At 44.6% G+C, this 22,788-nt stretch carries 13 protein-coding genes; 5 read left to right on the top strand and 8 right to left on the bottom strand.

The window, feature by feature from the left end:
- The first annotated feature begins 142 nt into the window (after positions 1–142).
- Positions 143–5,227, top strand: coding sequence for an OmpL47-type beta-barrel domain-containing protein (locus ABRS97_RS12130; RefSeq protein WP_367814155.1), 5,085 nt, complete (start codon positions 143–145; stop codon positions 5,225–5,227).
- 50 nt (positions 5,228–5,277) lie between these two features.
- On the opposite strand, the gene ABRS97_RS12125 is transcribed toward ABRS97_RS12130, so the two are convergent.
- The 4 genes from ABRS97_RS12125 to ABRS97_RS12110 form a co-directional block, all read right to left on the bottom strand.
- The gene (locus tag ABRS97_RS12125; RefSeq protein ID WP_367814153.1) at positions 5,278–7,629 is read right to left on the bottom strand and encodes a helix-turn-helix domain-containing protein; all 2,352 of its coding nucleotides are present in this window, start codon (positions 7,627–7,629) and stop codon (positions 5,278–5,280) included.
- A gap of 151 nt (positions 7,630–7,780) precedes the next feature.
- On the bottom strand, positions 7,781–9,376 hold the full coding sequence (locus tag ABRS97_RS12120) for an extracellular solute-binding protein (RefSeq protein WP_367814152.1): 1,596 nt from the start codon (positions 9,374–9,376) through the stop codon (positions 7,781–7,783).
- 63 nt (positions 9,377–9,439) lie between these two features.
- Positions 9,440–10,315 (bottom strand): carbohydrate ABC transporter permease, encoded by an 876-nt coding sequence (locus tag ABRS97_RS12115; RefSeq protein ID WP_367814150.1) that lies wholly within the window; start codon positions 10,313–10,315, stop codon positions 9,440–9,442.
- A complete protein-coding gene (locus ABRS97_RS12110) occupies positions 10,309–11,286 on the bottom strand; it encodes an ABC transporter permease (protein WP_367814148.1) in 978 nt (325 codons plus the stop codon). Before ABRS97_RS12110 ends, ABRS97_RS12115 begins: the two co-directional genes overlap by 7 nt.
- A 276-nt stretch (positions 11,287–11,562) precedes the next feature.
- On the opposite strand from ABRS97_RS12110, the gene ABRS97_RS12105 reads away from it, so the two are divergent.
- Complete coding sequence (locus tag ABRS97_RS12105) at positions 11,563–12,969, top strand: Calx-beta domain-containing protein (protein ID WP_367814146.1); 1,407 nt, start codon at positions 11,563–11,565, stop codon at positions 12,967–12,969.
- Positions 12,970–13,102: 133 nt separating this feature from the next.
- Here ABRS97_RS12105 and ABRS97_RS12100 read toward each other — a convergent pair whose 3' ends face one another.
- Together ABRS97_RS12100 and ABRS97_RS12095 are read right to left on the bottom strand one after the other, a co-directional pair.
- Complete coding sequence (locus tag ABRS97_RS12100) at positions 13,103–15,034, bottom strand: Ig-like domain-containing protein (protein ID WP_367814144.1); 1,932 nt, start codon at positions 15,032–15,034, stop codon at positions 13,103–13,105.
- Between the two features lie 229 nt (positions 15,035–15,263).
- Positions 15,264–15,692: a DUF2621 domain-containing protein gene (locus ABRS97_RS12095; RefSeq protein ID WP_367814142.1), complete on the bottom strand. Its 429-nt coding sequence runs from the start codon at positions 15,690–15,692 to the stop codon at positions 15,264–15,266.
- A 123-nt stretch (positions 15,693–15,815) separates the two neighbouring features.
- Between ABRS97_RS12095 and ABRS97_RS12090 the strand changes: the two genes are divergently transcribed.
- Both ABRS97_RS12090 and purU read left to right on the top strand, forming a co-directional pair.
- On the top strand, positions 15,816–16,943 hold the full coding sequence (locus ABRS97_RS12090; protein ID WP_367814140.1) for a deoxyribonuclease IV: 1,128 nt from the start codon (positions 15,816–15,818) through the stop codon (positions 16,941–16,943).
- A 45-nt stretch (positions 16,944–16,988) separates the two neighbouring features.
- On the top strand, positions 16,989–17,858 hold the full coding sequence (purU, locus tag ABRS97_RS12085; RefSeq protein WP_367814138.1) for a formyltetrahydrofolate deformylase: 870 nt from the start codon (positions 16,989–16,991) through the stop codon (positions 17,856–17,858).
- An 80-nt stretch (positions 17,859–17,938) separates the two neighbouring features.
- Here the strand turns inward: purU and ABRS97_RS12080 are convergent, their stop codons facing one another.
- Together ABRS97_RS12080 and ABRS97_RS12075 are read right to left on the bottom strand one after the other, a co-directional pair.
- Positions 17,939–19,186 carry a DUF1501 domain-containing protein gene (locus ABRS97_RS12080; protein ID WP_367814137.1) on the bottom strand — a complete coding sequence of 416 codons (1,248 nt, stop codon included), beginning with the start codon at positions 19,184–19,186 and terminating at the stop codon, positions 17,939–17,941.
- A gap of 13 nt (positions 19,187–19,199) precedes the next feature.
- Positions 19,200–20,507: a DUF1800 domain-containing protein gene (locus tag ABRS97_RS12075; RefSeq protein WP_367814134.1), complete on the bottom strand. Its 1,308-nt coding sequence runs from the start codon at positions 20,505–20,507 to the stop codon at positions 19,200–19,202.
- Between the two features lie 248 nt (positions 20,508–20,755).
- Here ABRS97_RS12075 and tkt point away from each other — a divergent pair, with 248 nt between their 5' ends.
- Positions 20,756–22,777, top strand: a complete 2,022-nt coding sequence (gene tkt, locus ABRS97_RS12070) for a transketolase (RefSeq protein ID WP_367814132.1) — start codon at positions 20,756–20,758, stop codon at positions 22,775–22,777.
- The last annotated feature ends 11 nt before the right edge of the window (positions 22,778–22,788 follow it).

Below are 22,788 nucleotides of genomic sequence, written 5' to 3'. Positions count from 1 at the left end.
AGGAAGAGGGGGGATGAGTCGAGAAAACTGAACAACCGTTTCAAGACCCATTCATAATATTCGCGAGGATGGATTCTAGCGTAACCTAATCGGCATGGTTTTGAATAATAAAATTTATAACCATAAGGCGAGGTGTTGTGAGATGTTCGAATTAACTAGCAATGTAGAAGCTGACTTGATTCCGAACGGTGGTTTTGAAAGCGGTTTCTGGCCAGAGAAAACAGATGGGTGGGTAGTTGATACGGCAGTTTTTTACACGGGAACAGCATCCGTTAAAGCGACGGGGGACCTGGTGAACAGAAGATATATGGCGACCAGTGCTTTGAACATTAATCGAACGGCAGCATACCAGTTATCCGTCAGAATCAAAATGAATAGTGTGAGTAATTCCTCCGCAGTTAGTATGAGTGTGATGGAAATGGATGGTAACCATCAATCTATAGGTTATTTGCACTCGCAGACGAAGTTGTTCTCAACAGGCGGTACGCAGGATTGGACGAAATATACGATAACTGTTGAGAATTTTAACGCGAACACCGCTTCGATAAAAGTCTTTGTGCGGCTCGATGCTGGCGTGAGCGGTACGGTATGGTTTGACGATGTGAAGCTTAAACCTGGAACTGCCAGTACGAATAATATGATCCAGAATGGCAGTTTTGAGAGCGGATTTTGGCCGGAACGTACAGAAGGGTTTGTCATGGATCAAGCTGTTTCTCATGAAGCTGACACATCTATTAGAACGACAGGGGACCCGACTGCGAGAAGATATATGGCTACCAGTACAATTAACATTAATGCGGCTGGCGCTTATCTATTATCGGTATGGATTAAAATGGATAGTGTGACCAGTCTCCAAGGTGTGAGTCTAAGTGTATTGGAAATTGACAACAATAATCAAGCGATAGGCTACTTACATTCGCAATTGAAGTTGCTTTCAACGGGCGGTACACAGGATTGGACGAAATATACGTTGCCAGTTGAGAAATTTACCGTAAATACCGCTTCTATCAAGATCTATGTGCGGCTTGATGCTGGAACGAGCGGTACCGTGTGGTTTGATGATGTAGAGCTTATACCGGGAAGTATGAATACTAATAATTTGATCCCTAATGGAAGTTTTGAAGGCGGGTTTTGGCCGGAACGGACGGACGGGTATTTCATGGATCAAGTTGTGTCCCACGACAACGTTACCTCGATGAGAACGACGGGGGATCTGGAATCAAGAAGATATATGGCAAGCGGATCCATCAGTATTGATACAGCAAATGCTTATCAGTTATCGGTGTGGATTAAAACACATGCGGTATCCAACACTTCAGCTGTAGGCTTAAGCGTATTGGAAATGGACGCTAATAATCAATCAATAGGGTATTTACACTCGCAACCGAAAATAATTTCGACAGGCGGTACGCAGGACTGGACCCAATACCATGCAGAAGTAAAAAACTTTGCTCAAGGTACCGCAGCAATAAGAATTTATGTGCGGTTGGATGCTGGCGTAACCGGAACGGTATGGTTTGACGATGTGAACCTTCAACCGTTACCACTCAGTGTAACGCAGACTCAATTGGGGAATGTATTCGTTGATCCTGTACCTGTGGCCTTTCACGTACGGACGACAGGAGATACGATCAATTGGGAAGTGAAAGATAATTTGGAAAATCGGATTTTACAGGGAACTCAATCCGTACAAAACGGCATAGCGGATCTGAATTTTCCGGTCTCATCCTTTGGTTATTTCCAATTGAGAGTAACAACTACTGCTAATAATGTAGTGGTTGGCGAGTACGTCACACCATTCGCTCGGCTTAGCGCGGTCCCTGCTGTATTAAATGCTACCCCATTTGGAGTAAATACACATCTGAAAAACACATCTCTGGGGTGGAATCCGATTCTGGTTGATTTGGTTAAAAAGGCGGGGGCTACTCAAGTTCGGGATGAGATCACCTGGTTGGCGGTAGAAACTTCGAAAGGGCAGTATAACGCTCCAGCATACAGTGAAGTCTACATGAGCCAATTAATGCAAAGCGGCATCAAACCGTTCATCGTGATGGATTATACGAATCCATTTTACGACAACAATAGCACCGTTTACACGGACGAAGGACGTCAAGGATTTGCGGATTACGGAAACTTCTTAGTTCAACATTACTCGAATCAATTGAAAGCAGTCGAGATTTATAATGAATATAATGCCCATTTCGGGGATAGGGGGGATGGACCGGCAGATTCTAGACCCGATTATTATTATCAGATGCTGAGAAAATCGTATGAAACAATAAAAGCTGCTCATCCTGATGTCACGATCGTCGGTCTTGCATCGGCCAATCTTCCTTTCGATTGGATTGAAGAGGTGTTCCAGCTTGGTTCCTTGCAGTATATGGATGTAGTGTCAATCCATCCTTACTATTATCCTGCTGAACCGGAATTACTAGGACCAGATCTGGAGCAATTACAGAATCTCATCAAAACCTATAATGGTGGTCAAGCCAAGCCCATCTGGATTACTGAATTCGGTTGGGCGACTCACCTCTCGCTTCAAGGTGTAAGCGAAAAGACACAGGCAGAATATATCGTTAGGTATTATGTAACGGCGATTGCGGCAGGGATAGAAAAAATATTTATTTATGATTTTATGAATGACGGTGCCGAAAAAACAAACAGGGAGAACAACTTTGGGATCATACGGTATGTGGGTGATGATTTAGGCCCGTATACGCCTAAACCTGCGTACGCTTCTTATGCGGCAATGACCAGACAGCTGGCAAACGCGCAGTTCGTGCAGAAGGAATCGGCCATTGGATCCCTGTACTGTTATTTGTTCAATCAGGTGAGCGGGCAGCTCCGGGTCATGTGGTCGAAAGAATTAATAAATGTGAGCATAAGTGTAACGAACCCTATCGTGATGACAGATATGATGGGTAACAGTACTACTTATGAGCCGTACAATGGGCAAGTGATACTATCGATCTCCGGCGAACCCATCTATGTCGAAGGCAACATTGCCAATGTTTCGATAAGTACGGTCGTATCGATGCAAGCTGATCTTTCCGTTGTAAGCGGAGAAGATATCACTGTCGAACTCACTGCAGTTAATACGACAACTTCACCAATAAACTTTTATTTTGATATCCAAGGCACATCGTATGAAGTATCAACATCAGCGGGGGCATCAGCGAGCAAATCGATTCTCATACCGAGCGGCAGTGCAATCGACAGCACTCGAATTGTATCGAATGTCCGAATAAACAATTCTTTAGTAGGCAGACTTTTTGCTGATGTACATGTTTTCAAAGCATTTAATGTAAAGATAAAACCGAATATTCTCAATGCCGCGAGCAAAAGTGAGCAAATGATCTTGGAAGTACGAAATAATTCTACGAAGAATGAGATTGTCACGCAGAGTATCGATTGGAAGATAGGGAATCAAACAGGAATATCGAATCAAATCCTAACCATACTGCCTTCAGCAGAGCAAACGATTGTCGTCGATTTACCCGTTTTTGAATTATGGGTAAGTTACCCTTATAAGGTGACAGTCAATGTGGAAAATCGTAATTCGCAACCACAGGTAGGAACCATTGGATTTAATCCATTGATGCAAAAAACGGTGGATCAGGTTGCAGGCCTACCTGATATGACGGGCCTTCCCTTCATTGATATCTTCGCTAATGGAACACTACAAATGCTCGTAGCTCTCCCGTACAATGGAGTTAGCGATCTAAGCGGTATCGTTTGGATAAATTGGGATCGTAATAACTTATATGTAACGGCAAAAATTACAGACGATACGCACGCCTATGTGTCTGTAAACGACTTGATATGGAATAACGATGGCATTCAGATAGCTGTTGCTTCGGGAATGCCTGGGGATACAGAGCTATACGATGAATTTGGCATATCGATGACGTCAGAAGGTCCCCGAATTTACCGTTTTCATTCTTCACCGGACGTACCGAATGGGCCGATTGAAAATGCGCAACTACAGGTGACTCGGGATGAACAGGTTCACCAAACAATTTATCAATTAGCCTTACCATGGGATGAGCTGCACACAGTCGACCCGAATGTATCCAATCTATTCAGCCTATCGTTTCTTGTAAACGATAATGATGGAACCATTCGAAAAGGATTTATTGAATGGGGTTCGGGTATAGGGAAATTCAAAGACCCTGTTCAATACAGACCAGTCCAGCTGATGAAGACTGATTTCACGGTACCGACCACAACAGTGTCAACGCAGCCTGCCCAAGCGGATGGACAGAACGGTTGGTTCGTACAACCGGTAACGCTTCATCTATCTGCGACAGATGATCTATCTGGCGTAGCGGAGTCCGGTTACAGTTTGAACAGAGGCGTGGATTGGCAAACTTACGTGGGTCCTGTCACCTTAGGGCAAGATGGCCACTATACTTTCAGCTATCGTTCAACGGATTTGGCGAACAATACAGAAGAAATGAAAACGATTACAATTAATAAGGACAGTACTGCGCCTGTAACGGTTGCTAATGTATCACCGCCACAACCGAACGGAGCGAACGGTTGGTATCGGTCCAACGTGGCCATCACATTCACAGCGTCTGATAGTCTCTCAGGTGTAGATCAAATCCAATACCTCAACAATAACAGTGTAAATTGGACGGTTTATAGCGGTCCTCTCAACTACACACAAGACGGGACATATACAGTTAAATATTGCAGCAAAGATCTCAGCGGCAATGTGGAAATCGCTAAGACACACACTCTGCGAATCGATAAAACCCCCCCGACTATCACCTTCTCTGTGTCTGACGGAATTAGTTATTGGATTGACGAAACAGTGGTAATCACAAGTCAAGCCAATGACTCGGGATCCGGCATCGCGACATTCACTCACACTAACATTTCAGCTCCCGCCTACACATTTGTTATTGGAACAAACACATTAACGGCCTCTGCAACGGATATCGCTGGGAACACTGCTACCTCTACCATTCATTTCAAAGTTAAAATTTCATTGGAAAGCCTGATTCGCCTGATCAAAAAGTTACTGGCTGGCAATCAAATTGAGAGTGCCTTCTGTATCATTCTTCTCAACCTCTTGTTGGTGGAAGGCAGAGTGCTGGAAAGCAAGCTGGACGTATTCAAATCTAAAGTGACAGCGCAACGCGGTAAGGTATTATCTGCTGAACAAGCTGATTTATTGGTTCAATTAGCCGATAAATTAAAAGAGAAGGGTACCAGCTGAACATGAAGAAGGGGAGTCGCACTTGCGGCTCCCCTTTATTGTGGCAGTTACTATGTAAGAGGTTTGTTGCGATGAATGAGGTCGCGATATTCGCCAGGAGTTGCGCCGGTTTCGAGCTTGAATGCTTTTGTGAAGGACTGGACGGTCAAATATCCAACTTGATAGGCAATATCTTGGATTTTACACCGTGGGTCGCTTAGCAAAACCTTCGCTTTGGAGATTCTCTTTTCGCCTATCATATCCTTGAGTGTAATACCGGTTTCTTCTTTAAATATTTTGCGTAAATGGGAGGTGCTGATCGCGAATAGATCGCTCAGTCGTTCGATGGAGAGGTCATCACCAAGATGTGCGTCGATGTAAGCAGTAATCTCCGCAGCGAGAATTTTATTTTTCATTGAACGCTTTTGATCAAGCTGGTCGAGGACCAAATCATAAAGAGACTGCATGTAGCTGACCATGCTCTGCATAGTCTCCAGTCCGAGCAGATCGGTATGCCGAAGCTGTTGAATAGCAGGATGAACGCCGAGATTGGCGTCAATTTCATACATACAACGAAGCGACGATGAAAATAGCTGCATAAAATAATGTTTCACGAGCTCGATTTGTCTGGAGTGGTGCTCTATCATATAGGCTTCGAAATCGTGCAGCCGGCGGGTGACCCCCTCCCGGTTTCCAACTTTGAAATGCGTCAACAAGTTTTTTTCAATGCCAAGCGGATACAAGGCGCTGCTCGGTTCCGTTCGGACAGCTTCGTAGAAGATGACCTTGTTATTTCCAGATACAAGCTTCTGACGGATGGCGGAATCTGCCTCAAAGTAACATTCACTCAGTTCATTTAAGTGATCATGAACGGTGCTGACGCCAAGCGTGAAAGTTACGCCAGCTTCAACAAGCAGCGTGCTGTGGAGTTGCTGGAACCACGGGTAGAGGCGACTTTGAATGTGTTCCGGTTCGGGAGGTTCGTTCGATAGGTACAACACAATAATAATCTCATTGAACTCATTTTCTACGAGGTATCCCTGGAAAGACTGCTTGACGAAAGCTTCCTCACGTAGTCGCTCAGATAACTTCATGAATAATGCATTGCGTTCCGCCTCGTGTGTTTCTTGGTTATATTTGGAAAAATCATCCATGGACACGATGGCAACGATAAAGTACCCGCATTCTCCGAGATGTACATTGTAATATTTCAGTCTTTCGGCGGTTTGTGACGTAATGTGCTCATTGCCGATCGCTAGCCTCAGCAAAAATTTGTTCCGGCTTTGTACTTCGTAATCCTTGAGCAGCATGGTGAGGTCTCGATTTCTATCAATCAGGCGATGGACATTCCGTTCAATTTGCTTCATTTCCTTGCCGTCGACGGATAATGGATGGACGGTACTCAGATTGGCGTCCTGAAGCTGAAACAACAGACGTTTCATTGGGCTGAAGATCCGGTTTGATAAAACGATCGATCCAAGCAGACTGAGTAGAACGGCAATCAAGCAAATAATAATCGTGGCCTTGCTCCAGAGGCTTAAACTGTGGGTGATAACCGATTTTGGAACCGTATAAATATAAAGCCAGCCACTTTGCTTGGAAGATACATAGCTGACGAGTGATTCAACCCCTTGCAAGGATGTGAACAGGTCGCCGGAGTTACCCGTAAGCTGTGATATATCGAATTGGTTAGTTATGGAATCTGGAAGGGGGAGGGCTTCCGACGACTTTTGCGAAAGAATGTGGCCCTGCGGATCTGTAATAATGAGATGTGCATTTTTATTCGTATTAAGGGTATTCATAATTTTGGTCAAATAATCGCCCTTAATGTTAATAACAACATAAGCGGAAGGCTTGCCTGGATAAATAATCGGCAATGTCTTCACGATCGAAATGACGGAATCGTTTTGCGCCGTTGATATGCCCGGGAGCGTCCGGGTTCGTACGAGAGACTTGCCGAAAGTCTCGCGGGTAAGTGACTCGGCAAATGGTCGATCTTTGAAAACGTCCAAGGGGACAGAACCCTGTAATGAAGAGAGGACGAACTGCGGCTCGGTGTAATAGATATAGACGGAATGTATATAATCGCTCGCCAAAACGACATTGTCCACCCGCTGTTGAAATTGCACTTGCTTGTAGATATCGCCACGGTTGTAATAGTCCATATACTCCAAGAAGGAAGAGTCTAAAAAGACATTCTCCATGGCCTTGTCGACCTCAGCCAATACGATTTCCTGGCTGTTTTTGAGCAACTGAAGCGTGTTGCTGTTGGTATGTATGGCATCCTTCCAAAGCAAGGAAGAAGATGTATAATAGAGAGCTCCGCCAATTGTAAATGCCACGACCAAAGATAAAGCTAGAAAGTAATAAAAGTATTCAAATAGACTGCTTTGTAAAATGCGCCATATTTTTTTGGGTTCCATACATGGTTACCTTCCTTCACCCCCAAGCTATAGTTATCGCAACCATCGGGAGTTCTATTCCATTTATGAAAAAGTATATTCCAATGAATGGAACAGTAGAAGTGAGATCAAGACGAAACGGGAGTCGAAGTTCCGACTCCCGCGATCATCCTTATAAGCCCGATGTGACGTTAGAAGATTTTAACTCATTATATTTTTTGATTTTGGCATCAAGTATGGTTTTACCGCCTTTTTTCTTCCAGGTTTCTATATATTCATTCCATTTGCTCAGCGGTTCGGCTCCTGTCATGAACTTAATGAACATTTCTTCCTCGTACTTAGAGACGTCTGCGCCGTATGTTTTTTGTTCGTCAGTTAATGGAATGCCATAGAATACATCTTGGTACAGCGTGTATTTTGTAGCTGTGTAGATGAAACGGTTATTTTCGATTTGGATAGGATCTTTAGATGACTGGTTCACCTTATCTACCAAATCTTGTCGAGAGGAGATTTGAGCTAGAGGATCTAGCCATTTTTCATCAAACGCTTTTTGGCCGTCAGGCGTTCTTGGATCCGTTATCGAAGTGTAATGAGTGCCTTTAATACCGAAGTGAGATAACTCCCATCCTTCGTCGCTTGCCAAGTAATCCAGGAATTTAATGGCGGCTTCCGGATTTTTGGCCTTGGAGGAAATTGAAACGCTTGCGCCGATGTTTCCATAAGATAACATGCCGCTTTTGCCGTCAGGTCCAGTTAAACCAGGGTAGACGGGCTCCCAACTCGCATTTGGCACGAGCTCTTTCATTTTGAGTTGTTGTGTAAGGATTTGCGGTACCATGGACCACCATGAGGTGAAGAAACCGATTCTGCCTTTTGCTGCTTTTTGCTGAGCCTGGTCAGGCTTGATAGTAAACAGTTCGGGGTCGATAACCTTATCATCCCATAACTTCTTCAAGTATTCAACGCTGGCTTTATATTCGGGTGAAATGGCGACAGGGTATACTTTATTGTCCTTTAATAAACTAATGATCGGTGCTCCTTGGCCAATTTGCCCTGTAGCGACGCCGAAGGCTCCGAAAATAGGGATGACTGATTCGTCATAACGTGCCGCGGTACCGAAGCCGTAAGTGTCGTTTTTACCATTTTTGTCCGGATCATTAAACGTAAACGCTTTCAACACTGTTTCAAGTTCATCCAAATTAGTTGGCATCTTGAGGTTAAGGGCATCGAGCCAGTCTTTGCGCAAGACCGGGACTTCTTTTCCGGCTATGTTTTCGTAGGGGATGGCAAATTGCTTTCCTTTATATTTGGTTAAATCCCATAATTCGGGCTTCAGCGCTTTTTTCAGGTTGGGTGCGTATTTATCCAAGTAAGGAGCTAAATCGAGATATAAGCCCTGATCCGCATATTTTTGAAAATCGAATCCGCTCGCGCGAATGATGTCCGGAATATCTCCAGATGCTGCCAGAACGTTGTATTTGTTTGCGTAATCGACGTTCGGGAACATGGTGACGGCCAATTTAATATTGGCTTGTTTTTCGATTTCTTTCGTAACCGGGTTGTCATCCTTCCAAACTCGACCTAGATCCGGTTGAATGAGTGAAACCGGTACGGGGGCGGATGGTGCATTGGTTGCTCCCGCGCTAGCTTGCGGGCTTGATGAAGCGGAGGGGCTTGAGGGGCTGTTGCTGCAAGCTACAGCGACAGCTGCAGTCAACGAGATGGTACACAACGATGCAATCACACGGCTTTTCTTTGTCTGTTTCATTCGAATCGATCTCCCTTTCGTAACTGTAATCTATTATAAGCTAAATGCGCCTATAACCATAGGTCATCCCTTAACGGAGCCAACCAAAACGCCCTGTACAAAATATTTTTGCAGGAAGGGGTACACGATCACAATGGGCAAAGTTGCCATCATGACGGTGGCTGCGCGAATCGTTTCAACAGGTGGCGGCAAGTTGTCACCATCCAGCTGTTCGATGGAGAACGTATACATCTTCCGCAAAATGAGCTGCAAGGTGGCTATTTTCGGATTGTTGATATAGATGATGACGTTGGTATATTCGTTCCAATGCGACACACCGTAAAATAATGCGAGTGTGGCGACAATCGGAATAGATAATGGAAGAATGATTCGGACAAGAATGCCGAATTCCGAGCAACCATCGATGCGCGCCGATTCCCGCAAGCTTGTCGGAATGCCTTGGAAAAAGTTGCGCATCAGAATAAGTAGCCACGTATTAATGGCGAACGGGAGTATAAGGGCCCAAATGGTATTAACCAGATGCAACGATCGCACAACTAGGTAAGTTGGGATTAACCCCCCATTAAATAGCATGGCGATAAGAACAATGGTCATAAGCACATTTCGTCCTGGCAAGTCGCGCATCGACAACACATACGCGCCTAGCGCGGTCATGATCAGGTTAATAATCGTCCCGACGATGGTGACGGTGACGGTGATACCGTAAGCGTTAAGGAGTCCTGAGAAACGAAGCACATATTGATAGCTGTCCAGATGGAAAGATTTGGGGTATAACATTACCCCGCCGTTTTGTACAATATCTTTCATATTGGAGAGCGATACGAACAAAATGTTTAGAAAAGGATATAACGTCGAGATGCCAATCAGAAAAAGAAATAACCAAATGACATAATCCGTCTTACTTGGTCTAAAAAGGTGTCCGGGTTTTCGCGTTACCATATGCCACCCTCCTCATCAATTTTTTTGGCGAGACCGTTTGCGATTAACACCAGGAAGAGTGCAATAGCTGAACGGAACAAACCAACGGCTGTTGCATAGCTATAGTTGCCCGTATCCAGCAATCCGACGCGGTAAACGTAGTAATCGATGACCTCGGCGATCGAAGACACTTGAGGGTTGATCATGACGAGTATTTGCTCAAAGCTTACGCTCATGAGGGAGCCGAGGCTAAGAATGAACATGATGCTGATCACGCTGCGAATGCCTGGGAGCGATATGTGCCAAAGGCGGTGCAGTCGATTCGCTCCATCCATAGCGGATGCCTCGTATAATTCGGGATCGACGCGTGTAAGCGCAGCCAAAAAAATAATTGCGTTCCAACCGATTTCCTTCCATATCGCACTTCCGACAAACATGGTACGGAAATAATCCGTTGAGGAGAGAAAGGGCAGTGTGTCGCCAAGTGTTGGTTGGATTAGTGAATTCACAAGACCGCCTTCAGAGAAAAAGTTGTAGAGAAGCGCGTAAACAACGACCCAAGATACGAAGTGTGGCAAGTAGGAAACAGTTTGGAAAAAGCGCCGCCATTTGGCGAATCTCATCTCGTGCAGCAAAAGCGCAAAAAGGATGGGGGCTGGAAATCCGAACAACGTCCGATAAAAGGCGAGTATGAGTGTATTTTTGAAAATGATCCAGAAATCACCGTTCTGAATAAAACGGTTGAAATGAGTTAGTCCTGCCCAGGGGCTTCCGAATATGCCGTCTATGAATTTGTACTGTTTAAAGGCGATGATCACACCTGTCATCGGCGCATATTGGAAGACTACATAGTAGGCTAACACGGGTACAAACAATGCATAGAGCGGGAGGTAGCGTTTCATTTTTTCCCATGTTCGGCGTCGATGTATGGAACGAGTCGATTCACGAAATAGCGCTTTGCTAACTGTTTGATCCGTCGAAGGTTCTATCAAGGTATTCCACTCCTCCATATTTTTATGACAGCAAAATTCGGCTATGCACGCCATGAAAGCGATTACTTGAAATTCGAATTTGCTGTATTCACATTTTTACATGGAAACAACTGTGGCGAAAGCGGAAAATGCGCTTATTTGTGCTCAATTTGCTGAAAAAGCGTTTTGGATAATTAAAAGCGAAAATGATGGAAGAAGGAGTGACTTGGACATGTTGTGGAATTAACTTGAAGATGATACAATCTGTAACAAAATATGCCAATTGGAGGGTTAGATATGATTATTTCCGTTTGTAAAAGTATGCTGCGTTCAATGGTCTTGTTAGGAGTTATACTGGTTCTGCTGACTGCCTTAACTTCAGTAGCCAGTGCGGAAAGTGTAGCAGTCGCTACAGTTCCAGGTAGAATCTTGGATTATAATAGTGCCCGAATTTTATATGCCACCACTGATTCGGTATCGATTAGGGATAGAACCACTAAACAGGATACAACGGTTCCTTTCGCAGATGTCAAGCAAGGTTCTCTAACTAGCGGCGGTGCAATATTTGTGGGAAATTCCAATCTGTATGCATGGAACAACGGATCAAGCCCGACTCTAATTGTGAGTAATTTAATTGGATATGTCGGCAAGTCCGGTGATTATGTCAGAATCACAACGACGCTTGATAGCAGTTACCAGATATGGATATATAATACTAACGATAATAGTTACTTAAATGTATCCGCGGAGAATCAATTAAATGCCAAACTGCTCCCGAACAGTTACGCTGCCATATCCAAAGATGGGCAATTGGTTTATCAGAGTGAACAAGGAACGAACGTCCTCTATGATCATGGACAGACGACGAACCTTCCCTTTGATGGCACCCCTGTCTCCATAGATGGCAATCTGATTTACTATGTGAAATTAAGTCAAGATGGCTTGACTGAGCATCGGATTTATCATATTCAGGAACAAACCAGTTCCTTACTCATCTCGGCTAATTCTAATGCTGCTCTTGATTATGTAAATGTTAAAATGAATCATGGCTGGGTTGCTTATCAAGATGAGCATTCCGTTTTTCGAGTTTCGCCATCCGGAGCAATTGAACAGAGTAAAGGTCCACACTGGGTCTTTTTCGACTTGGAAGCTGTTTCCGATATTGGAGAATTGCTAGTGTTCGATGATTATACCTATGAAAGATTTTTCGTCAATCAAGAAGGCGTATTGAAGAAAATCGAGTCAACCGATTCGCCGATGGGAGGTCCCCGCAAATGGGTGAAATCCCCTTCTTCCGATAAATGGTATGCGGCAAGCGGCAGTTCCATATATGAACTTCTGCCCGAACCTTACAAAAATCAAGGGAAATTCCGCTTTGCCCCTGATTCAACCTTGCAATGGGTCGATGAGAACGATGGCACAGTAACCGTCAATGTATATCGGGTTGGAGGAAGCAGCGGCGAAGTGTCTGTGCAATATACAACATCAAGCGATACAGCGCTAGAGAATTCCGATTTCATTCCTGCGAAAGGGAAGCTAACTTTTGCAAACGGTGAAACGAAGAAAACAATCCAGATCCAATTAGTGGACGATAAGAAAAAGGAAGGCTTCAAATCGTTCTCCTTAAAGTTAACTGGTCCCGCGGAGTACTTGGCCAGTCCAGAAACCAATACGGCTTTCTTTGCCATTCGGGATGATGATTAAAGGGTAAATGAGAATCAGAACAGGAAAGAGGCCGTCCGAGAAGCCATGATTATGGCTGAGGGGCGGCCCCTTTTCTATAGAAAACTTTTACCGACCAAACAGGATGATTGCCCTTCTTCCCCTAAAATGATAATTAATCATCATCTCTAATCATGAAAAAAGTTCGATTGGTTGCAGGCCCAAATAAAGCATCTGCCGGCCCTAACAGCTTTAATGAAAAAGACTCTAGCGGCTCTTTCTTATGATCGTTTATCAATCTGATTTGTATCGTTTTCTTCGTTTCACCATCTTCAAAAATCAGCCTGCCTCTTGTTGTATCATAATCAGAGACAGATGATGCAGTATCATTTTCAGTTGCGTAGTCAACCAATAATGTCCCCCTGCTGCCACCAACACGGTAAACATTTGCAGTTACTGTACTGGAACTCTCATCCGCCCATTGAAGTAAAGAATTATAATCAAATTTTGCTTTACCGACATTGCCTGTAACAGTAACTGATCTTGTAGCAGTAAATCGACCATCCAAAGAGGTTGCAATTATTTCTGTAGTACCAGGGGATTTGCCTGTTACCACTCCATGAGCATCGACAGAAGCAATGTTCGAATCATTGGAATCCCAACCTATACGTTGATCTGTCGCATCAGACGGTTGGATAGATGCTTGAATTTGAGCAGATTCAGATATATGTAAAGCTAGATTGGATTGGTTTACTGAGATATTCGTTACGCCAATTACTACGTGTACATTGCTGAACGCGGAGAAATTTCCATCCTCTGTGGTGATTTTAATAGTTGCTGAACCAGGGCTTACCGCTGTAACGATTCCATCTTGAACGGTTGCTACCAGAGGATTGCTTGTCTCCCAAGTTACATTTTTGTTGGTTGCATTCGTTGGAGAGAGGTGATAATTCAATCCAGCGCTTGGTTTTTTATTCATAACTATTTGTAAACTAGGTGGTATGTCAACTGACTCGACTGGAATTTGGACGGGTTCATGGCTGAAATTATATTCCAAAAGGTATCCTGGCGCATATCCATACCATTTTTCTTTTGAATCCATATAAATAAGTTTGTATAACTGGCCGTTGAGAGTATGGATAGCTTCTGCGTTTCCAACCATTGATGGGTTCGTGTAAAATAAATTGGAATCACTAAAACCACTATTATAGATAAGTTCGCCGTTCTTGTTGAGAATGAGACCATTGTTATCTGAATCTTGCGTAGTAATCTTAATAGTCTGACCCGCTGGAGTTCTTAATCCAATTTTGCTACTAAATGGAGCCGTGTATGCAATCCATCCGTTATTAAGCTCATATGCAGAAAATGGATCATAAGCATATGAGACTAAAGTTTCGGTTTGATTCTGGTAAATGTATAATTCATATCTTTCTGCGCTTCCGTTATTATATCTGGAGTATAGAACGCGCTCACCATCTGTTTTGGGATTTGAACCTTGGATGTTTAACATTTGGGTAACCCCATTAAAATAAGAAACCAGATAACCGCTTAGCATGGACGAGTTTGTGGAGTATACTAAATGACCATCTGCGGATATATCAGGACCATTCCCCAAAGTTCCATTTTGTTCGGATACAGGGTAAAGGGTTCTGCTTGACGTATCGTAGAGCGAGATAGCAAATTGATTATTAGTTGAAGTATTTGTACCGTAAGTGATGAACTTGCCCGCCTTTTTGAAGAAGCGAACTTGGGATGCTAGCTGGGTAATTGTTCCTCCATTCCATTCATAAATATCGTATTTACTGTTGTTGATGTATTTCGCATACACCACACCGTTGTCAATCAAGTAGCATTTATCAGTATAAAAATTTACTCGTGCAATCGAGGTGTCGAGTTGGGTAGATCGGTCTCTTACCGATAAATATGAATTGTTATCCACATACAGTATCCTGGAGTCGTCGAAATCTACAACTTTCCCAGGTACCTCTTCTAGAATCGTATAACCCTCTGTGCTTGCTCCCAGCGTAGGAATGGTCAGATTAAGGAGTAAAACGATACACATCCCCAAAATAAAAAACAAATGATTCGTTCTAGTTTTTGTTGTCACAAAATACAGCCTCCTATTCGATTATTCTTACAATCATAGATTTAAAAGGTAAAATTTGGTATAGTTCTGGAGAGTTATAAATAAGAAGATTCCATGCGAAAATTGTAGAAAAGAGAATTATCCCTGTTGGTCAAGAGGAGGTAATGTAAAAAAGCACACAGCGCTAAAACTTTCCAGGTACAAGGAACGTTTTAGCGCTGTGCGCATAAATGGCTTTGATAAGCGTTCATTAATTCAATAAATGCTTATAAGCGCTATAATCAATCTGTTGTTTCTCGAGAAAGGCCGTCAAGCTCTTATAGTCGCGCCGCGGCGTCGCAAGAATGTACCCCTCGATACAATGTGCGCGCGTTACTTCGTTAGCGCCCATTTCCAATGCGACTTGCCCGATGCGAGCAGCGATGGAATGCTTGGCAATATCCCGGAAGGCCGTAGGTACGGGAGATACCAGTTTGTCTAGAAATGATTTGGAATCGTCTGTCCAGAGGTGCCGAGAACTGTCGACGTAATGATTTTGCCAGTCCAGCTTGGATTTACCGTCTTCTTTGGGAAGAACCTTGAGGAATTTCCTGAACATGAAGTATCCGCCTACGGACATGAAGAAGAGCAGGACAAATACCCAGAAGATGATGAACCACGTGAAAAAGTTATTGTCCATTTTATTTGTCACCTCACTGATTGGCATCGTTGCATGATTTGAATTATACCAAATTTCTAGATTTCTTGCGACATTCCGAGTAAAATAGGAAGGTAGTGACCACGCGAAAAGGAGTAATAAATCATGCCGAAAATTGGATCGCACGTCTCGTTCTCAGATAAAGGTTTGTTAAATGCAGCTGAAGAAGCTATTTCATACGGATCTTCTACATTTATGATATACACGGGGGCACCGCAAAATACACGCCGTAAACCGATTGAAACTCAATTTATTGAAGAAGGCAAGGCACTAATGGACAAGCACGCCATTCATGAAATTGTCGTTCATGCGCCATATATCATTAACTTGGGCTCTTACAAAGAGGACACGTTCGAGCTGGCAGTCCGCTTCCTTCAAGAGGAAATTCGCCGTACCGATTATATCGGTGTTCGTAATATAGTCTTGCATCCCGGCGCATATACGGATAAGGACGCCGAGTATGGAATTGCACGAATTGCTGAAGGTCTGAATGAGGTGCTGGCAGGCGTCAAAGACACGAATGTAAATATTGCGCTTGAAACGATGGCTGGCAAGGGCACCGAAATTGGCAGAAGTTTTGAAGAAATCGCGGAAATTATGGATAAAGTAGAAGAGAACAGCAAGCTCACTGTTTGTTTGGACACGTGCCACGTTCACGATGCGGGCTATGACATTGTGAATGACTTGGACGGCGTACTGGATCACTTTGATCGTACGGTTGGTCTGGACAAGCTGGGTGTCATTCACTTGAATGACAGTAAAAACCCGCGTGGAGCGAGCAAGGACCGTCACGCACCGGTAGGCTCGGGTTGGATTGGTTTCCAAGCGATGAACAATGTGGCGCGTCATGATAAGCTGCAGCATTTGCCGATGATTCTGGAAACGCCATGGATTGGTAAAGAAGATAAAACCCAGCGTCCAATGTACGAAGTAGAGATTGCGCTGCTCTCCGGCAATTTAAGTGGGCGTTTTGGCAATGAATTCTTGGAACATGTGGAGCGAATCGACCATTTATTCGGGAAAAAAGATATCCACCATCGTGATTTTATTTTAAACACATGGGAGATCTTGAAGAGCGATGCCAAAGCGAAAAAAGCTGACGGACGCGAGCCGCTTGAGCGCTTATACGACATCGTTCATGAGGAGCGTCTTCTGCCTGAGCTGAGCGAGGAGCAGATTAACCAGCGTTTGACTGTATGGCTTGCAGGTAGTGAAATTCTTAAAAAAGTGTAGATAAGAGACAGACAATTTCGAATGCTTCTAGGGGGATAAAAAGAAATGGAACGGGGTAAACACAGCAACAGAGCAAGAATGCTAATTTCTTGCCCGGATCAGCCGGGCATTGTAGCAGCTGTTTCGCAGTTTTTATTTGAATATGGCGCGAATATTGTGCAATCGGATCAATATACGATGGATCCGGAAGGCGGCATGTTTTTTATCCGCATCGAGTTCGATTTGTCGGACCTCGCTAACCGTGTCCAACGGTTGAAGCAGGATTTCAGTGTTGTTGCGGACAAGTTTTCGATGGATTGGAGCATATCCTTGGCAAGCCAGAAGAAACGACTGGCCATCTTTGTGTCCAAGGAAGATCACGCTTTGCTGGAGCTGCTCTGGCATTGGCGCGCAGGAGATCTCAACGCAGATATCGCAATGGTGATCAGCAATCATCTAGACTTGAAGCCGTTGGTGGAGCCCTTCGGCATCCCTTATTATCATATTCCTGTTACAGCGGATACGAAGGCGGAAGCTGAGCGCAAGCAACTGGAAGTGGTCGGAGACCAAGTCGATGCCATTATTCTCGCGAGATATATGCAGATCGTTTCGCCATCTTTTATTAAGCATTATGCGAACCGAATCATCAACATTCATCATTCTTTCCTTCCGGCATTTGTGGGTGGCAAACCTTATGCGCAAGCTCATAATCGCGGCGTGAAGATCATTGGCGCGACTGCTCACTATGTGACGGAAGAGTTGGACGGCGGCCCCATTATTGAACAAGACGTTCAGCGGGTAAGCCACCGCGATAACGTAGAGGATTTAAAGCGCATAGGACGTCACATCGAGCGAATTGTTTTGGCCAGAGCGGTAGCCTGGCATGTAGAAGATCGGATTATTGTGCATAACAATAAGACAGTTGTGTTTAATTAATAGAAAAACCGTTTGTGCGGGCAAGTATGCTAGAGGAATCCAGCACTTGTTACACAAGCGGTTTTTATGTTTTTTGCCTCTCATATAAAACCTAGCTTTTCATATGCATTGCCGAGCAGAGCATTCTGGGCATCGCCGCGCAGCCAATCTTCAATCAGCGTATAATAAATGGAGCGAAAATCTACTTCATACCGCAAATCGCCATAATCCAGTTGAGTTAAACTTGGGTAAGTTCCATATAACCCTCCCTTCACATGATCACCCATGATGAAAACGGGAGCGGCAGTGCCATGATCAGTTCCTCCGCTTCCGTTTTCTTTCAAACGGCGCCCAAACTCGGAGAATACCATAACGATCACATCTTTTTCCATGTTGTTTGTCTTTAGGTCACGATAGAAAGCCCCAAGTCCGCTATCCAATTGGGTCAAAGTTTTCATATGCTGTTGTTTTTCCTGTGAGTGATCATCGAAACCGCCTAACTGTATGTAATACACGCGGGTACCGGGTTTTCCGCTTATTAGCTTAGCGGTCAGCTGCAGATTTTTAGCGAAGCTGGTGTCTGGATAGGGGGTCGAGTTTACGTAGCTGCTTACAATAGATTGGATAGTATCAACACTTTGAAATGCAGCCAATCCTTGTTGGCTTACAATCTTAAGGAGTTGATGTTCAGTCTGCTGGCGATAAATGTCTTTAAGCGCTGAAGTTATATTTTGTTTGATGTTGGCTGCTGTTTTTACATTAAATGCATGATATTGCTCCAAAGATTGAACGATAGGAATATCAAAATCGGAATGGAGAAACGCTTTGTTGCGAATACCGCCAATTTGAATGGCCGGCAGCGAATAATTGGATAGAGATGAACTGACATAACGGCCTAACCAACCAGTTTCGATCAACTTGTCTGGTTCAGCGGTGTGCCAAATATCCATCGAACGAAAATGCGAATGATCAGGTTTGGGATATCCAACGCCTTGTACAATAGCTAGCTGTCCTTCTTTATACATGTTATGCAGCTCAGTTAAGCTAGGATGTAACCCAACCTCATTATTGATTTGAAGGACTTCATGCTGTTTATATCCAAGAGTCGGTCTTGCATCGTAGTATTCCCCTTTACCATAAGGGATAACGGTATTAAGCCCATCGTTGCCACCGGATAACTGAACAACGACAAGTACAGGAGATTTGACGTGGTGATAGCCGTTGAATTCCGCGTTGCCGCTAAGGATATCACGCCCTTTTGCAGTGCCTAGGATGGTCCCGCTAAAGCTTAGGGCTGCGATCATGGCGGTGCTTTTTTTTAGAAAAGCTCTGCGTGTTAGTTTCATCATTTTCCTCCTCGGTTCACTTTAATTGGCATTCAGGACTCATAAGCAGCAATTGCAGCGCTAGTCGTAAGTTGCCATTCGTTTGGACCAGGCTTTTTTCCCCGAATTGAACCAATCCCTTAAGCGTTACTTCACTGATTGGATCGATACTGAGCAAAGTGCTCCATCTTTTTATCCGATCTTCAATCGAGATCTTTCCTGTATTGGAAATGTTCACATTAAACCAGTCCTTATCTACCGACTTGGATGCCCATTCGGCAAATTGATGACGAGATAACATATAACTTGTCATCAGCCAGGACGAGTCTCCTTCCCAGCCCGATACATTTGGCGGATTGAATAATTCTTGTCCCATGGATTTTGTAAAATTAGCCAAACTTTTGGATAATGGAAGATCGAGCGCTTTTATAATCGTAACCACATAATCTACTGGTGATTTAATGATGCAGTGGCGTAAAGATTCTTGATAGAACTCGTTAGATAGGAAGATGGAGGAGAGAACGTCCCCGATGGAGTGGGATTTTTTAAATTGAGCTACTGTCCGATCAATCCAAAATGCAGAAGGTGTCTCATGGACAAAGGTTTGCAACAGTTTGGTAGCAATAAAGGTATAGTATGATTCCTGGGATAGAAGTAAATCGGTCATGTCCTCAGCGTCGAAATTGCCTTGCTTGCCGAGAACAGTTTTCTGTCCGTCGTCATGTTGTTTCTGATCGAAGATCACTTGATCATTTTTGGAATCATACCGCCAACCGGTAAAAGAACGTGCTGCCTCTCTTACATCCGGTTCGGTATAATTGCCTCTGCCCAGCGTAAACAGCTCCATGACTTCGCGTGCATAGTTTTCATTCGGGCTTCCTTTTCGGTTCTGTGCCGCATCGAGCCAAATCATCATGGCCGGATCGTTCCCAACCGCAAGGAGCAAATCGTGGAAGGAGCCTAAAGCATGCTCACGAAAGAGGTCGATTTGCCGCGCCATCAGAGTGGCTTTTCCAACTTTGTTGATGGATGTTGCAAAATGATCATGCCAGAAAAGAGCCATCTTTTCAATGAGCGGAGCTCCAGTGTTCAACATTCTATAAAACCAGTAGCATTGCTGATCGGCTAGCGATTCTACAGTAAGGTTTTTACCATCAAGAATAATATCCTGCAGTTTAGAAAGAGGTGCCTGTTGGATGGTTAACGGGGTTCCAGTGATAAGCCTATTTACTGTTTCTTCTTTTCCATAGGACAAGCAGACTTCAATCTCTAATTCGCTTGCCCCAAAACCAGCGCGATTGAGCAAGTGGATAATCTCTTTCTCCGTCCATGCAGCAGTTGGCACGATCAGTACCTCCATTTCGCTTTCTTAAAATATATGTATAAAATTAGACGTTATTTGAAACTTTTTTGTTTCGATACGTGGAGAAAAAGGTACTCTGGAACTATATGCCTGCATAGCCTTTACGATTTTAGTGGTTTATTGTGGCAAAGCCTCAAAGCAAATGGTACAATTATTCAAGTTAGAAAAAAAGACTTGTATGTACAAGCAGTAGAACATCCATTGCAACAAAATATAGGAGGGTAAGATCAATGACAGGTTCAAACAAAACGATCGAGCAATTAGCCGTCGACACGATTCGTACTTTGGGGATCGACGCTGTAGAGAAAGCCAAATCAGGCCATCCCGGTATGGTCATGGGAGCTGCGCCAATGGCTTACGTGCTGTGGAAGCAGCATATGAAGCACAATCCAGCGAATCCAAAGTGGATCAACCGCGACCGCTTTGTTCTTTCTGCCGGACATGGTTCTATGTTGTTATACAGCCTGTTGCACCTATGCGGGTATGACCTTCCAATGGAGGAAATTAAAAATTTCCGCCAATGGGGAAGCAAAACGCCAGGACATCCAGAGTACGGCCACACGGCTGGTGTGGATGCAACGACAGGTCCTCTTGGACAAGGTGTAGGTATGGCTGTCGGTATGGCCATGGCTGAAGCTCATTTGAGAGAGACTTACAACAAAGAGAACTTCCCGGTTATCGATCACTACACTTACGCAATTTGCGGGGATGGCGACATGATGGAAGGCGTTTCCTCCGAAGCGGTTTCCTTGGCTGGTCACTTGAAGCTCGGCAAGTTAATTATGATGTATGATTCCAACGATATCTCGCTGGATGGCGAGTTGAATATGGCGTTCTCCGAGAACGTGCAAAAACGTTTCGAAGCTTACGGCTGGCAAGTGCTGCGCGTGGAAGAGCAGAACGATCTGGCGGCTATTTCCAAAGCGTTGGCAGAAGCGAAAGCCGACACAACGCGTCCGACTTTGATCGAAGTGAAAACGACGATCGGCTTCGGCAGCCCGAACAAAGGCGGCAAAGGCGGCCACGTTGGACCTCACGGATCACCACTGGGCGGCGAAGAAGTGAAGTTGACGAAGCAAGCCTACGGCTGGCCGGAAGAGCCTGACTTCTTGGTTCCTGACGAAGTTAGAGCTCACTACGCTCAAATTAAAGAAGAAGGCAGCAAAGCGGAACAAGCTTGGAGTGCGCTACTTGCGGATTACATCAAAGCGTATCCAGAGCTTGGCAATCAGTTCAGCATGGCGGTCAGCAATGAATTGCCTGCTGGTTGGGATGCAGAGCTTCCTGTTTACTCAGTATCGGACAAGCCTCTTGCGACTCGCGCGGCTTCTGGTAATGCCATTAATGCAGTTGCAGGCAAATTACCGCAGTTGATCGGCGGTTCCGCTGACCTTGCCAGCTCAAACAACACGATGATCAAAGGTGAGTCCAACTACAGCGCTAGCAACTATGCCGGCCGCAATCTGTGGTTTGGCGTGCGCGAGTTTGGTATGGGTACGGCTATGAACGGTATGGCGCTGCATGGCGGGGTGAAAGTATACGGAGCCACATTCTTCGTATTCTCTGACTACCTGCGCGCTTCCATCCGTCTGGCGGCTCTTATGCAGCTTCCTGTCATTTACGTCTTGACGCATGACAGTATCGCGGTAGGTGAAGACGGTCCGACACACGAACCGATCGAACAATTGCCTGCGCTCCGCGTAATTCCAGGTATCACGGTTATTCGTCCAGCAGATGCGAACGAAACATCTGAAGCTTGGCGCTATGCAATTGCACAAGCTCAGGGTCCAGTGGCGCTCGTACTGACTCGTCAGAACTTGCCGATTCTTGAAGGCGCAGTAGAAGGCGCGAAAGCGAACCTGAGCAAAGGTGCTTATGTCGTTTCCGATGCTGCAAACGGCAAGCCGGATGCGCAGATCCTTGCAACAGGTTCCGAAGTACAGCTGGCTGTTGCCGCGCAAAAATTGCTGCAAGATGAAGGCATTAACGTACGCGTCATCAGCATGCCGAGCTTGGAGTTGTTCGAGAAACAAACGCAAGCGTACAAAGATTCCGTTATTTTGCCTGAAGTGAAGAAACGTCTTGCTGTAGAGATGGCTTACCCGCTCGGCTGGGAACGTTATGTAGGAGATCAAGGCTCAATTCTGGGCATCTCCACATTTGGCGCTTCCGCTCCTGGCGATCTCGTATTGAAAGAATACGGCTTCTCGCCTGAGAATGTAGTAGCCAGAGTTAAAGCTCTGTTGAAATAATTTCGCGGTAC

The organism is Paenibacillus tabacirhizosphaerae, from assembly GCF_040812395.1.
In the GTDB taxonomy this organism is placed as follows: Bacteria; Bacillota; Bacilli; order Paenibacillales; family NBRC-103111; genus Paenibacillus_E.
Note: the sequence above shows the minus strand (reverse complement) of the source record. Positions and strands in the feature narration are given on the sequence as shown.